The organism is Actinomadura sp. 7K507 (genome assembly GCF_004348425.1).
In the GTDB taxonomy this organism is placed as follows: domain Bacteria; phylum Actinomycetota; class Actinomycetes; order Streptosporangiales; family Streptosporangiaceae; genus Spirillospora.
The window spans coordinates 13,295-32,026 of sequence record NZ_SMKK01000094.1; the positions used below are offsets into that span (position 1 = coordinate 13,295).

The window sequence follows — 18,732 nt, forward strand, 5'->3', positions numbered from 1 at the left end:
GACCGATGCGAACCGCAACGCACCAGGTCTAGAGGGTTAATTGGTGTTGGCGGGTGTGGTGTTGAGGGTGAGGCCTGTGGGGGCGAGGCAGCCGTCGATCACGCCGGGGTGGTGCTGGATGACCTTGAGCCGGTGCTTGATCATGCCGGCGAGGTCGTCCAGGTCGGTGGCAAGGAACCCGGCACGCTCGCCTTTGCGGCGCCGGTAGCGGTGCAGCCGGTAGATCAACCTGGATCGGTGGCCGGGCCGGAGGCAGACCATCCCGGCGATCGAGACCCGCGAACCGTGCTCACCGCCGTGCACCCTCACCTGCGGGTGGTGTCCCCGGCGGCTCCAGGAGCGTCCTTTGGGCGGCCTGAGCCCTTGACCGGCCTCGTCTTCGAAGCAGATCCAGGCGCCCAGGTCCGCCGAGGTGTTTCCACCTGCGGCCACACCTGCTCTTTCCACACCTCGATCGCCCGGTCGTCGCGTTCGATGGCGCGGCGTCCGGGGACCTGCACCGACCAGCCGTTGCGGCGCAGCAGCAGCGACACCCCGGGCCGGGTGTAGTCGATACCGAACAGCAGGCGGATCACCTCGGCGACCCGGTCCAGCGTCCACCGCTGGTCATGAGTCCAGCCGTGCGCGGCGGGGCCGCGGTTCAACTCGGCCTCCAGCCGCGCGAAGGCCGCCTGGTCCAGCCGCGGCCGTCCATGCGGGCCCTTGGACCGCAGCGCCTCGGCCCCGCCCTCGCGCCAGACCCGCCGCCATTTCTCCACCTGCCGCAGCCCGACCCGCAACTCCGCCGCGACCTGCGCGTTCGGCCGGCCTTCGGGGGCGGTGCGGCTCTCGCTGGACCGCTGGAGCACCCGGGCCGACATCGCGACGGTCTTCGGGGTGCCGTCCAGAGTGATCCCGCTCAGCTCGACCTCGCCGGCCTGCTGGGCCATCGTCAGCTTCCCGGGCGACACCCTGAGATGGATCTCCTGCTCGCCGCATTGCCCGACAGGCTTGTCGGCACACGCGCCGGAACGGGCTCACCGGCCGTTCTCGGTCAGCCTGCCGTCGGTCATGGAGTACACCCGGTCGGCGGCGGTGAGCTTGGCCAGGTCGTGGGTGACCATGACCGTGGCCAGCCGCCGATCGCGAGTCAGCCGTTCCAGCAGCTTGACGATCTGCTCGCCGCGGTAGTGGTCGAGGGAACTGGTGGGCTCGTCCGCGAGCAGCACTTCGGGTCCGTTCATCAGCGCACGGGCGATGTTGACCCGCTGCCGTTCGCCGCCCGACAGCTGGTGCGGCCGTTTGTGCTCCTTGCCCGCGAGATCCACGGCGGCCAGCAGCTCCCGGGCCCGGACGGCGGCCGTCCGCGGCGACCGGCCGGCCATGTGCGCCATCACGGTCAACTGGTCGAGGGCCGTCAGCGAGGCCAGCAGGTTGGGGTGCTGGAAGACGATGCCGATGTGGTCGCGGCGCAGCCGGGTGCGTTCGGCGGGACGCAGTTCGTTGACCGGGCGGCCCGCGATCGAGACCTTCCCGGAGGCCGGGGTGATGAGCGTCGCGGCGACGGCCAGCAGGCTCGACTTGCCCGATCCCGACGGGCCGACGACCGCGGTGAACTCGCCGGGCCCGACCGCCAGACTCACATGATCGAGCGCTGTCAGGGTGCGGTCCCCGTCGGGGTAGGTCAGGACGACGTCGGTGAGGGCGAGGCTCATCGTGCGGCTCCCAGCGCGGTCAGCGGATCGACAGAGGTGATCTTGCGGATGGCCAGTGCGGCACCCGCCGCTCCGAGGAGGGTCAGCACCGCGACGGGCACCACGGTGGTGGCCGCGGAGACCACGAACGGGACCCCGTCGCCGATCGCGAGCCCGGCCAGCGCGCCGACGGCGCCGCCGAGTCCGGCCCCGGCCAGCAGCATTAGAACGGCCTGGCCCAGCGCGTCGCGAAGCAGGTAGCCGGTGCTGGCGCCGAGCGCTTTCAGCACGGCGACGTCGCCGCGGCGCTGGATCGTCCAAACGGTGAAGAACGCGCCGATGACCAGAGCCGAGATGACGAACAGGAATCCCCGCATCAGCTGAAGCGACCCGTTCTCGCCGGAGAACGACGGAATTGCGGACTTCGCGTCCCCCAGGGCGAGGGTGGTGGTGCCGAGCCGCCGGTCGGCCGCGTCCAGGTCCGGGTGCCCGGTCTCGTGCAGCAGCAGGACGGTCGCGGCCTGGCCGCCCCCGCCCTGGTCGAGGGCACGCCAGTCCTCAATCCCGATCCAGGCGACCGGGGCGTGGCTGTAGGACGATGCGCCGCCCGTACCCGCCACCGTGAACTCCCGACCGGAGACCCGGCCCCTGTCACCGGCCGCCAGGCCGGTGCTCCCAGCCAGCTCCGCCGACAGCACGATCTGACCTGGCGCGGGTGACACCGGGGCCCCGGAAGCGACCCCGAAGATCGCGACCGGTGCGCCGCGCTCCCCGGACGGGCCGAAGGACAACCGGCTCATCGAGATGCCGAGCGGCTCGGCCGTCACCCCGCCGGCGTCCTGCCAGCCTCTCAGCGTCTCCTCGCCGATCCGGCTTTCGGAGAACGAGGTCTCCCCTCCGAACACGATGTGGTCGGCGGGCAGGTCCTCGATGGCCGAGGCGCTGCCGCGCGCCAGACCGGCCGTCAACCCGGACAGCATGGTCACCAGCAGTGTGATGAGCAGCATGACCGATCCCATGAGCGCGAAGCGCCCCTTGGCGAACCGCAGGTCGCGCAGTGCCACGAACACCATGGCCCCCGTTTCACATTGGCCTTGAATGGACGCTTCCCAGCGTGCGCGGCGCGGCCGTCGCGGTACATCGTGCGCCGGGGCGGGAGAATCACCCTCTTCCGGACGCCCGGTATCAACCTTTCGATCGATGTGGTGCACGCGCCCGTCGCCTACTCTGAGTGAGAAATGCCGAACGATCTGTTCTCTCCAGCGATGCGGTTGCTCGGCTGGGCCGTGCACGGCACCTTCCTTGTGCTGCTCACGATCGCCCTGTTGCGCACGCTGCACGACGAGGGCACGGGGTTCGCCGCCGGCGGTCTCGTTCTCGGAATCGTCTACATCGGCGGAGTGGTCCAGGCCGGGCGTGACCGGCGTCCTCACCCGGTCGCCGCCCGGGTATGGATCGCGGCGCTCACCGCGACCTGGGCGGGGCTGGCCCTGGCCTCTCCCGACTTCGTCTGGTTGGCCTTCCCGCTGTTCTTCCTCTACCTGCATCTGCTGCCACTGGCCGCCGCGCTGCCCGGTGTGGTGCTGCTTACGGCCGCCGCGATCGGGGCAGCGGCCTGGCACGGCGGCAGCGTCACGCTCGCGGAGGTGCTCGGCCCGAGCATCGGCGCGTCCGTCGCCACCCTCATGGCCCTCGCCTACCAGGCGCTCCACCGGGAGAGCGAGCAGCGCCGCCGGCTCATCGAGGACCTGGTCCGGACGCGCGAGAAACTGCTCGGGGCCGAAGCCGACGCGGCGCGCCTCACCGAGCGTGAGCGGCTGGCCCGCGAGATCCACGACACCCTCGCCCAGGGAATGTCGAGCATCATCCTGCTGCTGCGCGCCGCGCGGCGCGACCTGGACACCGGCCGCGACGCCGCGCGGGGCCGGCTGCTGGAGGCCGAACAAGCCGCCGCGGAGAACCTCGAAGAGGCCCGCAACTTCGTGCGCGCCCTGGCGCCGCCCGCTCTGCAGCGGTCGTCCCTGCCCGACGCCCTGCGCCGGATCACCGGGTCCGCGGCGGCCCGTTCCGCGGCCCGGATCCGTTTCGAGACATCCGGGGCTCCCGCCGAGCTGCCGGTCGATTACGAGGTGGCGCTGCTGCGCATCGCTCAGGGAGCCCTGGGGAACGCCGCCAGGCACTCCGGCGCCGAGAACGTCGGAGTGACGCTGACCTATCTTGACGACATGGTGGTGCTGGACGTCTTCGACGACGGGTGCGGCTTCGAGCCCGCGGACGCCCCCGGACGGCCGCCGGAGGACGGAGCGGGCACGGGATACGGGCTTCAGGCGATGTGCGACCGCGCACGCGCGCTGGGCGGGACGCTCACCGTCGAGTCGGCTCCGCGGGAGGGGACGGCCGTGGTGGCGGCATTGCCGATGCCCGGCGGCGATGAGCGGCGATGAGCGGACGGATCCGGATCCTGCTGGTCGACGACCATCCCGTGGTCCGCTCCGGGATCCGCGCGATGCTCGCGGACCAGCCCGACTTCGAACTGGTCGGCGAGGCCGCGACCGGGGAGGAGGGTGTCGCCGAAGCGCGCCGCCTCATCCCCGACGTCGTCCTGATGGACCTGCAACTCGGCGCCGGCATCCACGGCAGCGAAGCCACCCGGCAGCTCACCTCCGGGGCCGGCGCGCCCCGCGTCCTGGTGCTCACCACCTTCGACACCGACTCCGACATCCTCGCCGCCGTCGAGGCCGGCGCCACCGGCTACCTGCTCAAGGACGCGCCCCAGTCCAAGCTGTTCGCCGCCATCCGGTCGGCCGCCGCCGGCGACAGCGCGCTCGCGCCCAGCGTCGCCTCACGCCTCCTCGGCCGCATGCGCTCCCCCACCGCGACACTGACCGCGCGGGAGCTGGAGGTGCTGCGACTGGTCGCCGAAGGGCTCTCCAACCGGCAGATCAGCAAGCGGCTGTTCCTCAGCGAGACCACCATCAAGACGCACCTGGTCCACATCTACGCCAAACTCGACGTCGACTCCCGCACGGCCGCGGTCGCCGCCGCCACCCGGCGCGGCCTCATCAGGTCATCCTGACAAGGCCGCGGCGACCCGGGTCTCGTCGATCAGCGTTCGCTGGACGCAGCGGCCGCCGCTGACCGGCTGCGGTTCCCGCCGTCGTCGCTGAGCACGATCAGCTCGAACAGCCGCAGTCGGCGCCGCGCTCCTTGTGGACCCACGACAACGTGGTGTCGATGCTGGCGGCGAGCGCGATGCTCCGGCTGCTGCCCATGCTTCCCGTGCAGGGTCTCGTCCAGAACTTGTGCTTCGACCTGTCCCAGCTGGCCCTGGTACACGACCGGGTCGACGATTCGGAGACCGCCCGCCCGCGCACGTTCGACCGCCGCGGCCTCGCCCGGTTCGTGGTCTGTATGGGGCCGGTCGGCGCGCTGTTCGACCTGGCGGCGTTCGGGCTCTTCTGGTGAGTGCTGGACGCCGGGGGCGGGCACGAGGGGGAGCGAATGTTCCACACCGGCTGGTTCACCGAGAACCTCGTCGCGCTGGGCGTGGCGATGCTGCTGCTGCGCGGCCGGGGCCGGGGGCGCCCCGCGTGCGGCATGGCCCGTCTGGGCCGCTGCCGCTGACGGCGCTGCCGCTCCTCGCAGCGGACGCCCGACCTACCCAAGGCGGGCCCCGCCGGCACGACGGGGCCTTGTGGACGGGGCCTCGCGGACGGCCCCGTCCACGGGCGGCCGTCAGGCGTTGACGCCGAAGTCCTTCGCCACCCCCGAGAGTCCGGAGGCGTATCCCTGGCCGACGGCGCGGAACTTCCATTCGGCGCCGCTGCGGTAGAGCTCACCGAACACCATGGCCGTCTCGGTGGAGGCGTCCTCGCTGAGGTCGTAGCGGGCGAGTTCGGAGTCGTCGGCCTGGTTGACGACGCGGATGAAGGCGTTGCGGACCTGGCCGAAGCTCTGCCCGCGACCGTCCCCGTCGTGGATCGACACCGGGAAGGTGATGCGGTCGATCTCGGCGGGCACCGACGCCAGGTTCACCTTGATCTGCTCGTCGTCGCCCTCGCCCTCTCCGGTGAGGTTGTCGCCGGTGTGCTCGACCGAACCATCCGGGCTGCGCAGGTTGTTGAAGAACACGAAGTGCTGGTCGGAGGGGACCGTGCCCGCCTCGTTCAGCAGCAGGGCGCTGGCGTCCAGGTCGAAGTCGGTCCCGGTGGTCGTGCGCACGTCCCACCCCAGGCCCACCGTGATCGCCGTCAGGCCCGGCGCCTCCTTGGACAGGGAGACGTTGCCGCCCTTGGACAGGCTGACACCCATGGAATTCTCCTCTCACGGATCTATTACTACAGTTGTAGCAGCTTGGAGCTGGCCGGACGCACAATCTCACCGGTTCGCGGGTGTTCCCGTCATTGTCGACGATCACCCAGTCCACCTGGGCCCTGGTCGAGGCGTCCGGGCTATCGACCACGACCGCCAACGCGGCGGCCATACCGGGCATCACTCCCGAGCACCGCAGCACCGCGTCCTGCCCAGCCCGCCGATGATCACAATCGCCCTTACCTTCGGCGCCCCGGGCCCGAGCGTCGCCGCGGGCGACGGCGCCCGCGCGCCGTCGGCGACGATCCGCGTCAGAGCCGACCGTCCTCGGGATCGATGTCGTTGACGTCGGCGATCTCCATCACCGCCGTGCCGACACCCCGGGGCGGAAGCCCTCCAGCAGCACGTCGGCCGTGTCGCAGAGGTCCAGCAGCGCCGCGACGGCCTCCGGGCGCTTCAGATCGAGCACGATCGACCGCTTGCCCCGGCCGAGCAGGTCGGCGGCCGGATCGAGCACGTCCATGACGCCCCGGAAGGGACGGTCGGCGCGGAGCACGTCGGCGCCCATCTCGGCCAGGATCATCCCGGCGAACGGGCACGGCCCGATGCCGGCCAGCTCGACCACCCGGACCCCGGCCAGCGGGCCGCCCGGCCCGGCCCCCCGTCACAGGCTCAGCCCGCCGCCGCAGACGAGGGTCTGGGCGCTGACGTAGTCGGACTCGGGCATGCGGAGCAGGTGCACCGCGCCGGCGGCCTCCTCGGGTGTGCCGGTGCGGCCGAGAGGGATCAGCTGCTCCGCCGTCGCCGGCAGCCCAGGGCTGACACCGACCTTGATGCTGCGGCCCTCGACCTCGATGGTGCCGCCCACGACCTTGCGGCAGGCGACCGCGGCGCCGCCGCGCGACTCCACCATCTTGACCGTGCCCGCGGCCGGTTCGTCGTCCAGGTCGTTGCGACGACGTCGGCCCCGTCGGCGGCGAGCTTGAGCGCGATCTCCCGGCCGACCCCGCGTCCGGCGCCGGTCACCAGCGCGGTGCCTCCGTCCAGCTTTCCCATGGGGCTCCTTGGCAGGTGAGGGGTGTTCGCGGCGTCAGCCGCGCGACCGTGAGCGGCGGACGGCGAATCCGATGGCGGCGATGGTCGCCGCGCCGCATAGCCAGGCGAAGACGTCGCCGGTCATGCGGTACAGGGTCGTCGTGCCGCGCGTGGGGACGTCCACGATCCACGGCTCGTTGTCGCCGGGCGTGGTGTCCTGCTGTGCCAGGACGTTGCCTTGGTGGTCGAATGCCTGGGACGAGCCGTTGAAGTCCTGCCGCACCAGGGCGTAGCCGTTCTCGATGGCCCGCAGGCTCGCCATCTGGGTGTGGATGCGGCCCATCTCCGGCCAGTCGCCACCGGGGACGAGCATGATGTCGGCGTCGACGCGCATCATGGCGGGGAAGTCCGCGTCGTAGCAGATGACGTTGGACACGCGGCCGTACGGCGTCTCCACCACGGGCGCCGGGCCCTTGCCCGGCTTGTAGCTTTCCAGCCCGGGGATGGGGTGACGCTTCTGGTACGTCCACAGCACCTCGCCGTCCGGGCCGAGGAGCACCGTCTGGTCCCGGCCGTAGGGGGCGTCGGGCAGATAGACGTTCACGGCGAGGTTGAGGTAGATGCCCTCCTGCCGGGCCAGCTCTCCGGCCTTGGCGAGGAACGCCGGCTCGTCGGCGGACCGCAGCCGCTGCGCGTTCTCCGACCAGAGGACGATCTTCGCGCCCGCCCTGGCCGCCTTCCGCGTGTCGGCGAACAGCTGCGCGGAGATCGCGTCGGCGGTGGCGCGCACCACCGCCGGATCCGCGCGGGATACGGCCTCGTGGTCGCCGATGTCCGTGCCGAGCAGCCGCTCGGCCTCCGCCAGCGTCGCCTTGGTCGGGTTGACGCCCGCCACGCGGACGGTCGGCGCCGTCGAGGCGGGAGCGAACGCGATCCGCGCCTGTCCGCCCACGATCACCAGGCCGAGCAGGGCGGCCACCGCGAAGGCGTACCTCGCGCTGCGCCACGAGATGCCGCGCTCCCACAGGTGGTTGGCTGCGGTTGCGACGACGCCGATGAGGAACGTGGCGGCGTACGGCCCGGCGACCGACAGCACCTGGAGCAGCGCCAGGTTCGCGTGCTGGGTGACCGCGAGCAGCCCGTAGGCGGTACCGAACGGGTTGTAGGTGCCGAGCAGGAACGCGGTCGCGGTCAGCGCGGCGGGGAACGCGAGGAGCCGTCCGAGCGACCCCAGCCTCGGAGAGACGAAGCGGTCCACCGCGAAGGGCACGAGGCAGCCGGACGCGAGGCTCAGCACGCCGATGACCGTCAGGAAGGTCAGCGGCACCGCGAGCTGCACCACCCAGAACAGCCCGCCGGCGACACCCACCAGCCAGACCAGCGGCAGGCCCGTCAACGGCCGGCCGGTGCGCAGGAACCTGAGCAGGAAGATCTGGAAGCCCCACGCGGTCAGCGCCAGATCCCAGCGGCCGCCGACGGCGAAGAGCTGCAGGAGCAGGCCGAGGGCCAGCCAGAGGTACCGGCGGCGTTCCGGTGACAAGCTGTGGCCGGTGTCCCCGTCACCGTGCCGGGGCGCGGGTTCCGGACGCTCGGTGGCGTCGGGCTCGGGCTTGGTCGTGCTGTCGCTCATTGAGTCCTCCTGGTCACCGCTCGGCGGGCCGGTAGGCCGTGACGACGGCGGCGCCGCCGAGGCCGATGTCGTGTGCGAGCGCGACGCCCGACCGGGACGCGGCCGAGGGGGCCTGGCGGGCGCACATACCGGCGAAGTTACGGATCTCCGCCCGCCCGGCCGAGCACCGCGCCTCGCACATTCCATGACCGCCGCGCGCAGGCGGCCCGCGGCCCACCGGGCGCTCGTGCGAGCGTTATGGTGCGTTCGTGAGCAGGTCGGCGCTGCTGCCGGGGGACGTCGCCCGGCGGCTGGTGCGCATCGGTGAGCGGCAGGGTTTGGACGCGGCGTCACTGCTGCGGCGCGCGGGTCTGCCCGCGAGCGCCGCGGACCCGGCCGGTGGTGCCGCCGTGACGGTCGCCCAGGTGTCGGAATTGACCCAGGAGCTGTGGATCCTGACCGGAGACGAGCTTTTCGGGCTGGGGCCGCCTGTCCGCCTGGGCGCGTTCCAGCTCATGATGCGCTCGGTGATCCACGTCCCGGACCTGCGGGCGGCGCTGCAACGGCTGGCCGAGGCCGGCGAGGTGCTGGGCACGCCCCGGCTGCGCGTGACGGCGGGGGACGCGCTCGTCGAAGTGGAGATCGACGTCAGCCGGCTGGACGATCCGGACCATCTGGGCGGCGAGCTCCTCGCCACGCTGATCCACCGGGTCCTGGGCTGGCTGATCGGCCGGCGGATCGCCCTGCGCGAGCTGCGCCTGCCCTGGCCGTCCACCGGGTCCGCGGCGGACTACGAGATCGTATTCGGCCGGCATCCGGTGTTCGACGCCGGCGGGCTGGTGCTGGCTTTCGACCGCGGCCTGCTGACCGCGCCGCTGGTGCGGGACGAGCGGCAGCTCGCCGACTACCTCGCCGACCAGCCGAACGTGTGGTTCGCGACCCGCGACTACGGGTCGTCCACCGCGGACCAGGTGCGCGGGATCCTCGTGCGCGGGTTGAGCGGCCATTGGCCGGTGCCCGGCGACATCGCCGCGCGGCTCAACATGAGCACGCAGCACCTGCGCAGGCTCCTGCGGGCCGAGCACACCTCGATCGGCCAGCTCAAGGAGGATCTGCTGCGGGAGGCCGCCGTCGCCAGCCTGGCCCGCGGTGAGGAGTCCGTCGAGGAGCTGGCGAGGCGGCTGGGGTTCTCCGAGGCGAGCGCGTTCCGGCGCGCGTTCCGCCGGTGGACCGGGCAGCCGCCCGGTGCCTATCGCCGGTAGAGGGCCTCGATCTCCGCCGCGTACCGTTCGGCGATCACCTGCCGCCGCACCTTGTTCGTCGGAGTCAGCTCCGCGCCGCCCGGGGTCCACGGGCCCGGCAGGATCTGGAACTCCTTGATCTGCTCGACCCGCGACAGCGTCGCGTTCGCCCGCGCGACGCCCGCCTCGACCGCCGTGCGCACTTCGGGCAGCCGCGCGAGCACGGCGGTGTCCTCATCGCCGGGCGCGAGGGCCTGCGCGGCGACGGGGTCGAGGACGATCAGCGCGACCACGTAGGGCCGGCGGTCGCCCACCGCGACCACGGATCCGGCGAGCGGACAGGAGACGAGCACGGCGTTCTCGATGTTGGCCGGCGACATGTTCTTGCCGGAGGAGTTGACGATCAGATCTTTCTTGCGGTCGACGATCGTGACGTACCCGTCGGCGTCGACCGTGCCCACGTCACCGGTGCGCAGCCAGCCGTCCGCGTCGACCGCCTCGGCCGTCCGCTCCTTGTCCCCGCGGTAGCCCCGCATCAGCGTCGGCCCGCGCAGCAGCAGCTCCCCGTCGGCCGCCACCCGCACCTCGACGTCCCGCATCGGCCGGCCGACCGTCCCCGGCCGGATCTCGCCCGGACGGTTGATCGCCCCGCCGGCCGACGACTCCGACATCGCCCACCCCTCGCACAGCTCGATGCCGAGCGACTGGAAGAACCGGACGGCGCCCGCGGCGATCGGGGCGGAACCGGTGATGACCGCGTCCGCCTCGTCCAGGCCGACGCGGGCCCGGAGCCGCCGCAGGACCAGCCGGTCCGCCGCGGCCAACCGGATCGCCAGGTGGGCCGGGAGCACCCGGCCGGAGGCGCGCCGGTCCGCGGCTGCGCGGCCGACGCCCATGGCCCAGGTGGCGAGACGCCGGCGCACGCCGCTCTGCGCGGTGATCGCCTGGGTGAGCGCGGTCTGCACCTTGTACCAGAAGGCGGGGACGCCGAGGAAGACGGTCGGCCGGACAGCGGGCAGCACCTGCGCCACGGTCTTCAGGTCGGCCACCGTGGTGATCGAGGCGCCGGCGGCCATCGCGAGGTAGTGGCTGAAGTACCGGTTGGCCACGTGCGCGTCCGGGAGGTAGGAGACCAGCCGCCCGCCCCGCGCCCCCGCGCCCAGGTGGGGGAGGTCGAGGCCGCTGCGCAGGCACGCGAGGATCGCGCGGTGCTCGACCTCGACGCCCTTCGGCGGCCCCGTCGTCCCCGACGTGTAGATCAGGGTGGCCAGGTCCTCGGGGCCCACCGCCCGCCAAGCGGCCTCGAAGTCGAACCCCTCCGGCCGCCGGGCCTCAAGGTCGGCGAGCGTCAGCGCGCCTTCGGCCTCGCCGCCGACGCAGACGATGTGCTCCACCGCCCCGCCGGCGGCGCCGACCGTCGTCACCCACTGCCGCTCGGTCACCACGACCCGGTTGCCGGCGTTGCGGAACAGGTGCGCGATCTGCGTCGACGGGCTCGTGTTGTAGACCGAGAACGGCGTGGCGCCGAGATGAAGCACCGCCGTGTCCACGAGATGGAACTCTGGCCTGTTGGTGAGCATGAGCGCCACGGTGTCCCCGCGGCGGACGCCGAGCGAGGCGAGGCCGCCGGCGATCCGCCGCACGCGCTCGGCGTACTCGCGCCAGGTGAGCTCCACGGCGCCGCCCGAATCGCGCAGGGCGATCTGACCGGCCCGCGCCGCGGCCGTGCGCTGGAAAAGTTCGGCGAGGCTCCGCGCCGACTGCGGTACGTCTCTGGCGTCCATGGATGACCTGGCTCCTCGTCCCCGGGCTGTCCTGGCTCCCTGCCGGGGCCCGCCTTCGACCCGCCCGTACGCCCGCCATCGTCGGCCGGCCACCCACGGTCTGCACAGGACCGCCGCGCACCCATCACGGGACCCACACGCTCATTCCGCGCCCAAGCCTTCACCCGCCGAGCGGTGGCTGGGTCGGCCGCGCTTGGTCACGGGGTGAGCTTGTCCGATGGGTCGGGGCGGCCGGTCGCGATCAGAACGAGGGACGCGAGGGTGATCAGGGCGAGTTCGCCGCCGGCGTTCCAGGCGATTTCCTGTGGCTTCATGGCTGCTGTGTCGTCGGCCAGCCTGGCGTTATCCGGGCATTCCAGAGTGCCCCTCGGAGGTAGCCCCGGTGATGGCCTGCCGGTCGACCTTTGTGACCTTCCCTATTCGCGTTCGGAGAGGTCGGTGCCGGCTCGTTCGAGGACGGGTCGTGCGGTGCGGTCGGCGAGCAGCAGGGCGATCGCTCCGAGCGTGAGAAGGCCTGCGAAGATGCCGGTGCTGTAGGGGTTGAGCAGGCCGGCCGACCCGATCGTCGCGCCGGCGGCCAGCCCGGCGATCGCGGCGACACCGCCGAGCAGGGCCGACGGCAGGATCATCTCGCGGCGTTGCGCGGCGAGCAGGACCGTCTGGGGGGTGCCGGCCAGCCTGAGGGCGATGAGGGTGTCCCGCTGATCGAAGATGCGCGCGATCGCGCCAATGATCATCGAGGCGAGCGCGACCAGCGCCGCGGTCGGGAGCACCAGGAAGCCCATGACGACCCCGTCCCGCAGCAGCCACATGTTCGGCAGTGCCTCGGCCAGGCTCATCTCCGGACCCCAGAGGCCGTTCTCGATCATCGCGGTACGGGCGCGGTCCTGTTCGGTGTCGGGGCCCTGCGTGTCCAGGGTGAGCGTGGCCCACTTGTCGCCGTCGAGCCAGGACGGCGCCGCGGCGGTTTCGACGCCGGCGTGGATGCCCTCGGCTCGTAGCACCGATTCCGCTTCGCGGACGGTGGCGTCCAGGGAGGCGGCGGGTACGACGGCCTCGGGTCGCTCGGCCCGGGAGGCGTACGCGCCGACGTTGCCGAGCCCTGCCGGGAGGCTGATCGCGACGAACCCGGCGATGAAGCAGGCCAGTGTCAGGCCCCCGACCGTCCGCCAGGCGCTGCGCGGGCTGTCCGACAGGCGCCTTCCGGCGAGGAAGGTCGCCGGACGGCGGGCGCGCCAGGCCAGCAGCCTGCCGAGTCCCGCGACGATCCACGGCCCGGTCGATACCAGTCCCCAGCCGAGGATCACCACGGCGGTGAAGCCGACGCTGACGAAGGGGTTGCTGCTGCGCAGCCAGAACAGCACGACCGCCGCGCCGATGAACACCACGGACCACAGCCGCGCGCGCGCCGGGTCGCGGCGAGCGCGGCGGTAGGTGCCCAGCGGGTCGCGGACGGCGACCCGGAGCCCGGTCAGTGCGCCCAACGTCAGCACGCCGACCACCGCGGCCACGGTGACGAGGCTGAGCGGCACCCCTGGCCGCACGTCCGCGGGAAACCATTCCCCGCCCTTGATGGGCACCCGGGCGATCAATGGCACGAGGACCCGATGCAGGACGGCTCCACACACCGCCCCTATCCCCGCGAACGTCGCCAGTTCGGCGATGGTCAGCCGGACCACCTGCGAGGTGCGGGCGCCCAGCAGCCGCAGGGTGGCCAGCCGCCGCTGCCGGCGTCCGGCCATCAGCCGGGAGGCCAGGCCGCCGAGGCTGGCGAGCGGAAGCGCGGTCAGGACGATGACGAGCAGCGCTATGTCCCGGTAGGTGGTCTGGTAGAGATCCGGGGTGGCCGACCATCCGTCGATCCTGGTCGGCGTCACCGACGAGACCTGGTTCCACTGATGAGGCGGCCGCCGGTCGCGCATCGAGGGACCGGCCGGGTGCCGGCCGATCACCGCGACGAGTTCGTCGGGGTGCTCCAGGGTCTCCTGGGGGAGCTCGGCGGTGACCGGGCCGGGGAACCTGTCGGCGAGCCGGTCGGCCGGCAGGTCCGCCATCAGCTCGGCCAGTCGGGGGGAGGCCCACACTTCACCCGGCGCCGGGAACCTGCCCATTCCCGGAATGTCGGGCGGGTTCTGCCCCAGGGCGGCCAGGTCGATGACCGCGAGCGGACGTTCCCCGACATAGTCGGTGAAGCCCGATTGGATCGCGGTGGGCGCGTTCGTCGCCTTTTCGGGGGTCCGCCACGCCGTCCGCTCCGCCCGGTTGTCCAGGCCCTGCTGCAACCCGAGCAACAGCAGCAGGACCAGCGTGATGACAGCGCCCGCCGCCAGCGGGAGGCCGACCTCAAGACGCGCGGACCGGCCGCCGCCGCGCAGCAGGCGCAGCCACAGCCCGCGCATCATCGCACCTCCTTCGGCTCGGTCAGGGTCCGGCCGTCCACGACCCGGACGATCCGGTCGCAGCGCTCGGCCACCCGCTCGTCGTGGGTGACCAGGACCAGCGCCGACCGCCGGTCGCGTACGGTCGAGACCAGCAGGGACATGACCTCGTCGCCGGTGTGCGTGTCCAGCGAGCCCGTCGGCTCGTCGGCGAACACCACCGCGGGGTCGAGGACCAGCGCGCGGGCGATCCCGACGCGCTGCGCCTCGCCGCCCGACAGCTCGCCCGGGCGCCGCCGCTCCAGACCCTCAAGACCGAGCGTCGGGAACAACTCCCGCGCCCGGGCGACCGCGTCACGACGGCCGACACCGTCCAGCATCAGCGGCAGCGCCACGTTCTCGGCCGCCGACAGTTCCGGCAGCAGGCCAGGGAACTGGAAGACGAAACCAAAGTCCGACCGCCGCAGATCGGCGCGCCGGGCGTCGGAGAGTTCATCGACCCGAACGCCGCTGAACAGCACTTCTCCGCCGTCAGGTTTCACCACGCCGGACAGGCAGTACAGCAACGTCGACTTGCCCGACCCGCTCGGTCCCATGACGGCGACCGACTCACCCCGATCGACCACGAGCGAGGCATGGTGCAACGCGGTGGTGCGCCCGTAGTCCTTGGCCAGGTCCGCTCCGGACAGCACGGGACGTGGACCGGGCGGAGCGTGGGTGTGCATGGTCTGCGAAGGCATATCGCCAGCATCACCGGCCCGCAGTGACCGTGGCATCGGCCATTGTCGGTCCGCCGGGTCGGTGGAAAGTCGGAGTTCACCCAGGGCCAAGTACAACTTTCTATCGATGCCCTGGGGCCGCGAGGCGGCTACCGTGGCGACTCATGAGGCAGCCGATGCCGACCGGCCGGCGCCCTGCGGCGCTCTGGGCGGCGGTTCGGGGACGGCGTCATCGGGTGATCGACGCGCTGGTGGCGATCGCCCTTGCCGTCAGCACGTCGGCCGGTGACGGCGGGTCCGGCCGTTCCATGGGTGACGTCAGGATCACCTACGTCGACTGGCGGCCCGCGCTGTGGATCACGCTGCCGCTGGGGCTGGCGGTGGGCGCCGCGGCGTGGCGGCGCCGACGCCACCCGGCGCTGTTCGTCCTGGCCGCCCTGGCCGGCTGGGCGGTGGCGGCGGCCTACGTCGCCGTCATGGTCGCGCAGTACACCCTGGCACGGCACATGGCGTCGCAGCGTACGCGATCACAACGCGCGGCAGGGATCGGCACGCTGGCGGGGGTGGCGCTGGTGGTCGCCATCCCGATCTGGCGGGCGGCCGGAGCCGACGCCGCGGGGCCGGTCAGTGCGGTGATCTGCGGGATCCCCGCACTGCTTGGGCTCTATGTCGGCGCTCAGAGCGAGCTGATCGCCAGGATGCGCGAACGGGCCGACCGCGCCGAACGCGAGCAGCATGAGCGCGTCCTGCAGGCGCGCAACGCCGAACGAGCCCAGATCGCCCGGGACATGCACGACGTGGTCACGCACCGGGTGTCGCTGATGGTGCTGCACGCCACCGCGCTGGAGGTGGCGCAGGACCAGGACGCCACCGCGATCGGCAAGCAGATCGGCGTCATCGGACGCGAGGCACTGGACGAACTACGTTCACTGGTGGAGGTCCTGCGCGCGGACGGCGACAACGCCGCGCCGCTCGCGCCACAACCCACCCTGGCCGATCTCGGCGACCTGGTCGAGGCGTCCCGCCGCCTCGGCATGCCGGTCACCTTGGAAATGATCCACGACTGCGACACCGCGCTGCCCGCGCTCGTCGAGCACGCCGTCTACCGCGTCGTCCAGGAGGCCCTGACCAACGTGCACAAGCATGCCGCCACCGCACGGACACACGTCCGCGTCCACCACACCCACGATGCCCTTCACGTGCGTGTGACCAACGGCCGCGCGCCGAGCACCGGCCGCACCGAACTGCCCGCCGGAGGGCATGGCCTGCTCGGCGTCGCCGAGCGGGTCCGGCTCGTCGGCGGCGAGCTGACCGCACGACCCACGGCCGAGGGCGGATTCGACGTCTCCGCCGAGATCCCCCTGGCAAGGCAGCACACCCCATGAGCGAACCGATCCGGGTGCTGATCGCCGACGACGAGTGGATGGTGCGCTCCATGCTGCGCACCATCATGGAGTCCACCCCGGACATCACCGTGGTCGGCGAGGCCGGCGACGGCGCCGAAGCGGTGACGATGGCCCAGACCCTGCACCCCGACGTCGTGCTCATGGACATCCGGATGCCTCGCGCCGACGGCCTGACGGCCACCGAACGCCTCGCGCGATCACCCCACCCACCGAGCGTCGTCGTATTGACCACCTTCGACCTCGACGAATACGTACGAACCGCGCTGGCCCACGGAGCGGTCGGCTTCCTGCTCAAGGACGCGACCGCCGCCGACATGATCACCGCGGTCCGCAGTGCGGCACGCGGCGAAGCGATGCTCTCCCCCAAGGTCACCCGGCGCCTGCTGCAGCACTTCACCAAGGCCGCATCAGGACGAACCCAGGCCGAACACCGCCTCAAGGTCCTGACCACAAAAGAACGCGAAGTGCTCATCGCACTGGGCAACGGCCTGTCCAACACCGACATCGCCACCAGCCTGCACATGAGCGAAGCGACCGCCAAAACCCACGTCAGCCGGATCTTGACCAAACTGTCCCTCACCAACCGGGTCCAAGCCGCCATCCTCGCCCACCAAGCAGGCCTACTCGACTGACACCCCCCGCGAAGCCCCGGTAGCGAAGGCTCCTCGCACCATCGCTTCCGCGAGGGGGCGGACGGCGGCCTTGTCGAGGGATTCGGCGGGGAGCGCGACAAGGGTGAACAGCGTGCCGGTGTAGAGGGCGATCAGCGTGCGGATCGCGGTCTCGGGCAGTGCGGTTCGGAATTCGGCGTGCAGCCTCGCCGTGCTGACGAACGCCGTGTCCTCGAGTCCGGCCAGCGCAGCGGCGAGCGGGGGGCGGCGCCGGGCCTCCAGCAGGAGTTCGAAGGCGGCCATGTACCGGGCGCGCAGTGCCGTCGCCGCGGTCCAGAGCGAGCCGGTGAGCAGGTCCGCCAGCTCGTCCGGGCCGGCCGCCCGCGGCGTCTCCGCCTCGCCGCCCGGCCCGTCGTCGCGGAGCGCGACGGTCGCCGTTTCCGCGAGGTGCAGTTCGATGATCCGCTCGGCGGCCGCGATCAGGAGCGCCTCCCGTTTGCGGAAGTAGTTGGTGGCGGTTCCGGCCGGCACGCCGGCGAGCGTCTCGACGGCGCGGTGGCTCAGGCCGTGCGCCCCCTCCTGCGCCAGGAGCGTGATCGCCGCGTCCGCCAGTGCGCGTCGCCGACGCAGGTTGGCGGGAGGCATGGGCCGAGTATAGGTCCACGGCACTAACCACTACCATCGTAGTGAATGGCGGTCGGCGGCACGTCGATCGCGCCTCCGGCGAGTGGTGGGAGAGACCATGGAAGATCTGACGGCGACGGTGGTCGGCGGGGGGATCGCGGGGCTGGCATCGGCACTGATGCTCGCCCGCGCGGGCTGGCGGACCACCGTGCTGGAACGGCAGTCCGGCTCGGCCGAGGTGGGGGCGGGAGTCGCCCTCCCGCGCAACGGCGAGGCCGCTCTGCGCGCCCTCGGGTTCGATGACGGACGCATCGCGGAGATCGGGTACGAAACCCTCGTCACGGGCTTCCGCGACACCCGCGGCCGCCGGATCCTCCGCATTCCCGACGATCGCGCCGACGTGCGCTGGGGGATGACGGCCTGGGGCGTCCAGCGCCGGCGACTTCACGCCGCCCTGCGCCTGGCGGCCGTGGAGGCGGGGGTGAAGCCGGTACTGGAGTCCCAGGTCACGGACGTGGATCCCGGAACGCCCGGGGGATCGCGCGCCACGGTGACGTGGCGGAGCGGGGAGACCGAACACGGCGCGGAGACCGACCTGGTGGTCGGGGCCGACGGCATGTGGAGCGCCGTCCGGGAGGCGGTGTTCCCCGGCGTGCGGCCCCGCTACAGCGGGAGCACGAGCTGGCGCGCCATCGTGCCGGACGACGCGCTCGACGGGCGGCTCGTAGAGTTCTGGGGGCCGGGCGCGGAGTTCGGAGCAATGCGGGTGAGCGACTCCGAGGTGTACTGGTACGGCTACTTCCGCAGTCCGGAGGGGACGGTCTTCGCCGACGAGCACGCGGCGGCGCGGGCCAGGTTCTCCGGGTGGGCGCCCGGGATCGTGAACCTCATCGAGGCGACGGACCCGGAGCGGCTCATGCGCCACGACGTCTACCACCTGCCGGGCGGACTGCCGGACTACGTCCGGGGACGGGTCGTGATGGTCGGTGACGCGGCCCATGCCGCACTGCCCACGATGGGGCAGGGCGCGGCCACGGCCCTGGAGGACGGCGTGTGCGTCGGGCGCCTCATCGGCGCACCGGCCGCGCTGGGGCACGACCTGGGACGGGCGATGGCGGAGTTCGACGCGATCCGGCGCCCCCGCTGCCGGGCCATCGCGAGGCGCGCCGAACACATCGCGCGGTTCGGGGCGGACCTGGGCGGCGGATGGCGCCAGGTGGTGCGCAACTCCGTACTCCGCCTCGTCCCCGCGCAGCCTTTGGCGCGGGCGGGAGGCCCCCTCATGGGCTGGACGCCCCCGCCGCCTCCCGGCCCGGCCCCGGCCCGCGTCTAGGACTGTAT

Annotated in this window: 20 protein-coding genes and 1 pseudogene; 8 read left to right on the forward strand and 13 right to left on the reverse strand. The window is 72.3% G+C overall.

The genetic code is table 11. The features are described from left to right. Positions 1 to 36 precede the first annotated feature (36 nt). From E1285_RS21700 to E1285_RS21715, 4 genes are all read right to left on the reverse strand, one after another. Entirely contained in the window at positions 37 to 309 is a 273-nt protein-coding gene (locus tag E1285_RS21700) for a hypothetical protein (RefSeq protein WP_207946720.1), read from the reverse strand. Beyond that, positions 306 to 950, reverse strand: coding sequence for a winged helix-turn-helix domain-containing protein (locus E1285_RS21705; protein ID WP_207946721.1), 645 nt, complete (start codon positions 948 to 950; stop codon positions 306 to 308). Before E1285_RS21705 ends, E1285_RS21700 begins: the two co-directional genes overlap by 4 nt. Positions 951 to 1,016: 66 nt before the next feature. After that, the gene (locus E1285_RS21710) at positions 1,017 to 1,694 is read right to left on the reverse strand and encodes an ABC transporter ATP-binding protein (protein ID WP_132154876.1); all 678 of its coding nucleotides are present in this window, start codon (positions 1,692 to 1,694) and stop codon (positions 1,017 to 1,019) included. Then, positions 1,691 to 2,746, reverse strand: coding sequence for an FtsX-like permease family protein (locus E1285_RS21715; protein ID WP_347814094.1), 1,056 nt, complete (start codon positions 2,744 to 2,746; stop codon positions 1,691 to 1,693). The genes E1285_RS21710 and E1285_RS21715 overlap by 4 nt, the downstream gene beginning before the upstream one ends. Positions 2,747 to 2,911: 165 nt before the next feature. Here E1285_RS21715 and E1285_RS21720 point away from each other — a divergent pair, with 165 nt between their 5' ends. From E1285_RS21720 to E1285_RS48215, 4 genes are all read left to right on the forward strand, one after another. Next, positions 2,912 to 4,117, forward strand: coding sequence for a sensor histidine kinase (locus E1285_RS21720; protein ID WP_132154878.1), 1,206 nt, complete (start codon positions 2,912 to 2,914; stop codon positions 4,115 to 4,117). Continuing rightward, entirely contained in the window at positions 4,114 to 4,749 is a 636-nt protein-coding gene (locus E1285_RS21725) for a response regulator transcription factor (RefSeq protein ID WP_132154880.1), read from the forward strand. The genes E1285_RS21720 and E1285_RS21725 overlap by 4 nt, the downstream gene beginning before the upstream one ends. 158 nt (positions 4,750 to 4,907) lie before the next feature. Further along, complete coding sequence (locus E1285_RS21730; RefSeq protein WP_132154881.1) at positions 4,908 to 5,138, forward strand: hypothetical protein; 231 nt, start codon at positions 4,908 to 4,910, stop codon at positions 5,136 to 5,138. Between the two features lie 36 nt (positions 5,139 to 5,174). Continuing rightward, positions 5,175 to 5,297, forward strand: a complete 123-nt coding sequence (locus tag E1285_RS48215) for a hypothetical protein (RefSeq protein WP_279510081.1) — start codon at positions 5,175 to 5,177, stop codon at positions 5,295 to 5,297. Positions 5,298 to 5,408: 111 nt separating this feature from the next. On the opposite strand, the gene E1285_RS21735 is transcribed toward E1285_RS48215, so the two are convergent. The 5 genes and pseudogenes from E1285_RS21735 to E1285_RS21750 all read right to left on the reverse strand — a co-directional run bounded on the left by E1285_RS21735 (position 5,409) and on the right by E1285_RS21750 (position 8,649). Next, on the reverse strand, positions 5,409 to 5,984 hold the full coding sequence (locus tag E1285_RS21735; protein WP_132154883.1) for a TerD family protein: 576 nt from the start codon (positions 5,982 to 5,984) through the stop codon (positions 5,409 to 5,411). Between the two features lie 361 nt (positions 5,985 to 6,345). Then, complete coding sequence (locus tag E1285_RS21740; RefSeq protein ID WP_132154885.1) at positions 6,346 to 6,624, reverse strand: CoA transferase; 279 nt, start codon at positions 6,622 to 6,624, stop codon at positions 6,346 to 6,348. A 24-nt stretch (positions 6,625 to 6,648) separates the two neighbouring features. Then, positions 6,649 to 6,897 carry an SDR family oxidoreductase gene (locus tag E1285_RS46685; protein WP_243722960.1) on the reverse strand — a complete coding sequence of 83 codons (249 nt, stop codon included), beginning with the start codon at positions 6,895 to 6,897 and terminating at the stop codon, positions 6,649 to 6,651. A 63-nt stretch (positions 6,898 to 6,960) separates the two neighbouring features. Continuing rightward, positions 6,961 to 7,040: pseudogene (locus tag E1285_RS48405) on the reverse strand (oxidoreductase); the annotation flags it as partial. 34 nt (positions 7,041 to 7,074) lie between these two features. Next, the gene (locus tag E1285_RS21750) at positions 7,075 to 8,649 is read right to left on the reverse strand and encodes a carbon-nitrogen hydrolase family protein (RefSeq protein WP_132154887.1); all 1,575 of its coding nucleotides are present in this window, start codon (positions 8,647 to 8,649) and stop codon (positions 7,075 to 7,077) included. A 248-nt stretch (positions 8,650 to 8,897) separates the two neighbouring features. Here E1285_RS21750 and E1285_RS21755 point away from each other — a divergent pair, with 248 nt between their 5' ends. Further along, positions 8,898 to 9,890 (forward strand): AraC family transcriptional regulator, encoded by a 993-nt coding sequence (locus E1285_RS21755; protein ID WP_132154889.1) that lies wholly within the window; start codon positions 8,898 to 8,900, stop codon positions 9,888 to 9,890. Here the strand turns inward: E1285_RS21755 and E1285_RS21760 are convergent. The 3 genes from E1285_RS21760 to E1285_RS21770 all read right to left on the reverse strand — a co-directional run bounded on the left by E1285_RS21760 (position 9,878) and on the right by E1285_RS21770 (position 14,771). Continuing rightward, positions 9,878 to 11,653, reverse strand: a complete 1,776-nt coding sequence (locus tag E1285_RS21760; RefSeq protein WP_132154891.1) for a long-chain fatty acid--CoA ligase — start codon at positions 11,651 to 11,653, stop codon at positions 9,878 to 9,880. The two genes, E1285_RS21755 and E1285_RS21760, sit on opposite strands and share 13 nt — an antisense overlap. 416 nt (positions 11,654 to 12,069) lie before the next feature. Continuing rightward, positions 12,070 to 14,055, reverse strand: a complete 1,986-nt coding sequence (locus tag E1285_RS21765) for an FtsX-like permease family protein (protein ID WP_132154893.1) — start codon at positions 14,053 to 14,055, stop codon at positions 12,070 to 12,072. Next, complete coding sequence (locus tag E1285_RS21770; RefSeq protein ID WP_243722961.1) at positions 14,052 to 14,771, reverse strand: ABC transporter ATP-binding protein; 720 nt, start codon at positions 14,769 to 14,771, stop codon at positions 14,052 to 14,054. Before E1285_RS21770 ends, E1285_RS21765 begins: the two co-directional genes overlap by 4 nt. A 143-nt stretch (positions 14,772 to 14,914) precedes the next feature. Here E1285_RS21770 and E1285_RS21775 point away from each other — a divergent pair, with 143 nt between their 5' ends. After that, a complete protein-coding gene (locus E1285_RS21775) occupies positions 14,915 to 16,135 on the forward strand; it encodes a histidine kinase (protein WP_207946725.1) in 1,221 nt (406 codons plus the stop codon). After that, complete coding sequence (locus E1285_RS21780; protein ID WP_132154897.1) at positions 16,132 to 16,788, forward strand: response regulator transcription factor; 657 nt, start codon at positions 16,132 to 16,134, stop codon at positions 16,786 to 16,788. Before E1285_RS21775 ends, E1285_RS21780 begins: the two co-directional genes overlap by 4 nt. Here E1285_RS21780 and E1285_RS21785 read toward each other — a convergent pair. Continuing rightward, on the reverse strand, positions 16,777 to 17,412 hold the full coding sequence (locus E1285_RS21785; RefSeq protein WP_132154899.1) for a TetR/AcrR family transcriptional regulator: 636 nt from the start codon (positions 17,410 to 17,412) through the stop codon (positions 16,777 to 16,779). The two genes, E1285_RS21780 and E1285_RS21785, sit on opposite strands and share 12 nt — an antisense overlap. Positions 17,413 to 17,509: 97 nt before the next feature. Between E1285_RS21785 and E1285_RS21790 the strand changes: the two genes are divergently transcribed. Continuing rightward, positions 17,510 to 18,724: an FAD-dependent oxidoreductase gene (locus E1285_RS21790; protein WP_132154901.1), complete on the forward strand. Its 1,215-nt coding sequence runs from the start codon at positions 17,510 to 17,512 to the stop codon at positions 18,722 to 18,724. Positions 18,725 to 18,732 lie beyond the last annotated feature (8 nt).

Bases quoted from the DNA above. Each gene is read 5' to 3' on its own strand.
- E1285_RS21710 (WP_132154876.1), bottom strand. From the start codon at position 1,694: ATGAGCCTCGCCCTCACCGACGTCGTCCTGACCTACCCCGACGGGGAC.
- E1285_RS21715 (WP_347814094.1), bottom strand. From the start codon at position 2,746: ATGGTGTTCGTGGCACTGCGCGACCTGCGGTTCGCCAAGGGGCGCTTC.
- E1285_RS21720 (WP_132154878.1), top strand. From the start codon at position 2,912: ATGCCGAACGATCTGTTCTCTCCAGCGATGCGGTTGCTCGGCTGGGCC.
- E1285_RS21725 (WP_132154880.1), top strand. From the start codon at position 4,114: ATGAGCGGACGGATCCGGATCCTGCTGGTCGACGACCATCCCGTGGTC.
- E1285_RS21730 (WP_132154881.1), top strand. From the start codon at position 4,908: ATGCTGGCGGCGAGCGCGATGCTCCGGCTGCTGCCCATGCTTCCCGTG.
- E1285_RS48215 (WP_279510081.1), top strand. From the start codon at position 5,175: ATGTTCCACACCGGCTGGTTCACCGAGAACCTCGTCGCGCTGGGCGTG.
- E1285_RS21735 (WP_132154883.1), bottom strand. From the start codon at position 5,984: ATGGGTGTCAGCCTGTCCAAGGGCGGCAACGTCTCCCTGTCCAAGGAG.
- E1285_RS46685 (WP_243722960.1), bottom strand. From the start codon at position 6,897: ATGGTGGAGTCGCGCGGCGGCGCCGCGGTCGCCTGCCGCAAGGTCGTG.
- E1285_RS21750 (WP_132154887.1), bottom strand. From the start codon at position 8,649: ATGAGCGACAGCACGACCAAGCCCGAGCCCGACGCCACCGAGCGTCCG.
- E1285_RS21760 (WP_132154891.1), bottom strand. From the start codon at position 11,653: ATGGACGCCAGAGACGTACCGCAGTCGGCGCGGAGCCTCGCCGAACTT.
- E1285_RS21765 (WP_132154893.1), bottom strand. From the start codon at position 14,055: ATGATGCGCGGGCTGTGGCTGCGCCTGCTGCGCGGCGGCGGCCGGTCC.
- E1285_RS21770 (WP_243722961.1), bottom strand. From the start codon at position 14,771: ATGCCTTCGCAGACCATGCACACCCACGCTCCGCCCGGTCCACGTCCC.
- E1285_RS21775 (WP_207946725.1), top strand. From the start codon at position 14,915: ATGAGGCAGCCGATGCCGACCGGCCGGCGCCCTGCGGCGCTCTGGGCG.
- E1285_RS21780 (WP_132154897.1), top strand. From the start codon at position 16,132: ATGAGCGAACCGATCCGGGTGCTGATCGCCGACGACGAGTGGATGGTG.
- E1285_RS21785 (WP_132154899.1), bottom strand. From the start codon at position 17,412: ATGCCTCCCGCCAACCTGCGTCGGCGACGCGCACTGGCGGACGCGGCG.
- E1285_RS21790 (WP_132154901.1), top strand. From the start codon at position 17,510: ATGGAAGATCTGACGGCGACGGTGGTCGGCGGGGGGATCGCGGGGCTG.